The following is a 3101-nucleotide window of genomic DNA, read 5'->3' on the forward strand; positions in this document are numbered from 1 at the left end:
ATAAAAGCCGCTTCGACGCGAATCGACACGCGGGGTCGCCGTCTTACGCTTCGTAGCCGGCGTAGTCCATCAGCTGTTTGAAGATGTCGGTGTCCATCGCCTCCTTGTAGACGACACCAGTGATCATCCCACCGGGGTACGCGGTCCCGTTCATCGCGTGACTGACCTTGTGACAGTGTGCGAGGTAGATGCCGGGATCAGCGTCGGCTTCGAACTCAATCGTGTGCCGACCGGCGGGCGGGATGCTGGTGATATCCTGGTCGTGGCGGGCGGCTTCCGGAATCTTCCCGCCGTCCTTGTGGGTCACCTGGAAGCGGTGGTTGTGGATGTGCATCGGGTGATCCATGTACCCGTTGTTGCACATGTGGATGCGCACCGTATCACCTTGCTCGACGATGATCGGCGAGCCATCTTCCGGGTGGAGCGTCCGGGGTGCCGACTTGCCGTTGACCGTGAACGTGTCAGGGCGGCGGTTGCGAACGTCGTAGTTGGCGTCCATGCCGGCCATCTGCTGGTTCAGCCGGGAGTCCCACTCCTTCAGCGTCATGAAGTACTCCTTGTCGGCCGGCTCGTACCCCTTCGGGTCGACGCGGAAGATACCGTACATCCCCATGTCAATATGGCGATGGGTCTGGTAGTGGCAGTGGTAGAGATGGGTGCCCGTCACGTTCGCGGGGATCGTGTAGGTGTGTTTCTCGCCGGGGTCGATGCGGATGCCCGTGGTCGTCGGGACGCCGTCGTCTTCCCACTGCTTCTGGACGGCGTGGAAGTGGACCGTATGCGGGCGCATGCCGTCCGTGTTGTCGAACGTGACCTCCATGTCCTCGCCCTCCGTCGTCCGGAGAATCGGACCGGGGACGCTCGGTTCGCCGTCGTCGGCCTTGAACGCCCACACCTTTGGCAGTTCGACCGGGCCGCCCATCGATTTGCCGGGATGGGCCTCGTGCTTGGCGGGAACGGAGGACAGCGTCACTTCGCCACCCTGCTCGTCAACGTTGACGATCTCCGGGGGAGACGTGGTCGGGAGGTCCCCCTCGGATTGTGCTGGGGTCGTACTGGCGTCGACTGACTCTTCGGTTGGAACCTCACCCGGCGCGGTACAGCCCGCAAGCGCCACCGTGCCACCGAGGCCGGAGGCTTTCACGAAGTCACGACGGGAGATGCCCGATCCGGGTGCGCCGATCTGGTCTTCCATAAGCAACTGGGGCTAAGACACCACAGTATAAACCCCCAAAGCCAGTTCTCAGGCCGGCAGAACCGTTCTCAGTTACTGGGAACCGGGGCACGGTTACAGATAAGTCCCCCATATATTGCGTGCTGTGTGGCGGAAACGTCGGCTGTATCGGGCGGTAAGCGCTCCGAAGTCGGTTACATTAAACGTCTTGGGCGGGCAGTTTCGGGCAAGGATGGTCCGGGACCCCTTCGCTGACGAGGAGACGCCGGAGTTACAGGCGGTCCTCGACGCACTCGACGATGAGGACTGTCGCGCCATTGTCAGCGTACTGGAGGAACCGTTGACGGCGAGCGAGATATCCGACCGGAGCGGCGTACCGCTATCGACGACCTACCGAAAGCTCGAACTACTGACGGAATCCTCGTTGCTGTACGAGGGCGTTGAGGTCCGGTCGGACGGCCAACACGCCAGCCGATACGCGATTGATTTCGAGGAGGTCGTCATCAGTCTCGACGAGGAACTGTCGCTCACCGTCGACATCTCACACCGCGCTCGGACGCCGGACCAACGACTCGAAAACCTCTGGTCTGAGGTGCGAAAGGAGACATAACCATGGTACACATCCCAAGTTCACAGGTCGGCATCGTCGTCTCGAAGACACTGATTCTCATTCTTGGCGGACTGATAACGTACTACTCGTATCAGGCGTACAGCCGGACGAAAAGCCCCCAGCACAAGTGGCTCACATACGGGTTTGGGGTAGTGACCCTCGGTGCGTTTGCCGGCGGCGCTCTGGATATCGTTGTCGGCAGGTTTCTCGGGCAGGAACTGCTTCCCGTGAGCGTATTTACGTCGAGTTCGCTGACGGCCATCGGCCTGGGCATCATCCTGTACTCGCTGTACGTTCGGTAGCGAGTCCGTAGCGCACCCGCGCGGCAGACTTTTGATCTCTTACGTCTCGATTTTTTCGAGCGGGCAACGTCCGTGTCGCGTCGTGACAGTGGTATTCTCACCGACTGGAAACGCTACGGACGGTATATTTAGCAGGACGTGTCAATCAGAGTCATGCTTGGAGCGAACGCAGTGTTGTTAATCGGGATGAAAACAGTCACGCTGTTCTGTGGCGTGATACTGACAACGTTGACTTACCGCGCGTACCGCCGTACTCAGGCACCGGCGATGCGAGCGCTCTGTCTCGGAATCGGGTTCGTCACACTGGGCGCAATACTCGGCGGCAGCCTGCACCAGCTTGTCGGGCTGCCGGTGGCACAGAGCGTCACTGTTGAGGAACTGTTTACCGCTGCTGGGTTCTTTATTCTGACCTACTCGCTGTATACGGACCAGCCGACCACGCCAACTTGAGTCACGAGTCCTCGGCGAACGTGTGTTCACGACCGGTCAGCAGTGTTGGCAGCGATTGTGGGCTATGCGCAACGAGGACAGCGACGAGGTTGCCCGCGAACAGCAGCGTCCCGAAAAACGCGAAAATCCCGGCGACCAGCGCCGTGCCGTCCGGTGTCGCAAACCACTGATTGCTCGCGAGGAGGGCGTACGCAATAGTCACTGCAACACCATCTACCGCCGCGATGCGGTGGTCGTACAGGTCATCGACCATCGGAACGTCTTCGAAGCCGAGGCGGTCGCTGTACCGGTGGACCCAGATGATGAACGGGACGACGTGATACAGCGTCCCGAAGACGACAAAGCCGATGCCGCCGACGAGTAGCGCTGTCGACGGCTGACCGAGCAGCCCGGTGTACGAGAGCGGGTCGTTCCACCACGCGACCACCGTCAGCCCTGTCCAGAGAAACAGCGACAGCGCCGCGACGCTATAGCGGGTCAGCATCGGCGACCACTCGACACGCGCACCGACGAGCTGTCGCGCCAGAAGCACCGCCACCGCGCCGAGACCAGCAGCGACGAGAAC

At 61.1% G+C, this 3101-nt stretch carries 4 protein-coding genes and 1 pseudogene; 3 read left to right on the top strand and 2 right to left on the bottom strand.

The features are described from left to right. Positions 1-43: 43 nt before the first annotated feature. Positions 44-1195, bottom strand: coding sequence for a multicopper oxidase domain-containing protein (locus G9463_RS23455; RefSeq protein WP_004956964.1), 1152 nt, complete (start codon positions 1193-1195; stop codon positions 44-46). 211 nt (positions 1196-1406) lie between these two features. On the opposite strand from G9463_RS23455, the gene G9463_RS23460 reads away from it, so the two are divergent. The 3 genes from G9463_RS23460 (at position 1407) to G9463_RS23470 (ending at position 2536) form a co-directional block, all read left to right on the top strand. Then, a complete protein-coding gene (locus tag G9463_RS23460; RefSeq protein WP_004516178.1) occupies positions 1407-1784 on the top strand; it encodes a helix-turn-helix domain-containing protein in 378 nt (125 codons plus the stop codon). Positions 1785-1786: 2 nt separating this feature from the next. Then, positions 1787-2086 (top strand): hypothetical protein, encoded by a 300-nt coding sequence (locus tag G9463_RS23465; RefSeq protein ID WP_121303292.1) that lies wholly within the window; start codon positions 1787-1789, stop codon positions 2084-2086. Positions 2087-2239: 153 nt separating this feature from the next. Continuing rightward, positions 2240-2536 (top strand): hypothetical protein, encoded by a 297-nt coding sequence (locus G9463_RS23470; RefSeq protein WP_011223590.1) that lies wholly within the window; start codon positions 2240-2242, stop codon positions 2534-2536. 1 nt (position 2537) lies between these two features. Here G9463_RS23470 and G9463_RS23475 read toward each other — a convergent pair. Beyond that, positions 2538-3101, bottom strand: a pseudogene (locus G9463_RS23475) (hypothetical protein); the annotation flags it as partial.

This window comes from Haloarcula sp. JP-Z28 (assembly GCF_011440255.1).
Classification (GTDB): Archaea; Halobacteriota; Halobacteria; order Halobacteriales; family Haloarculaceae; genus Haloarcula; species Haloarcula marismortui.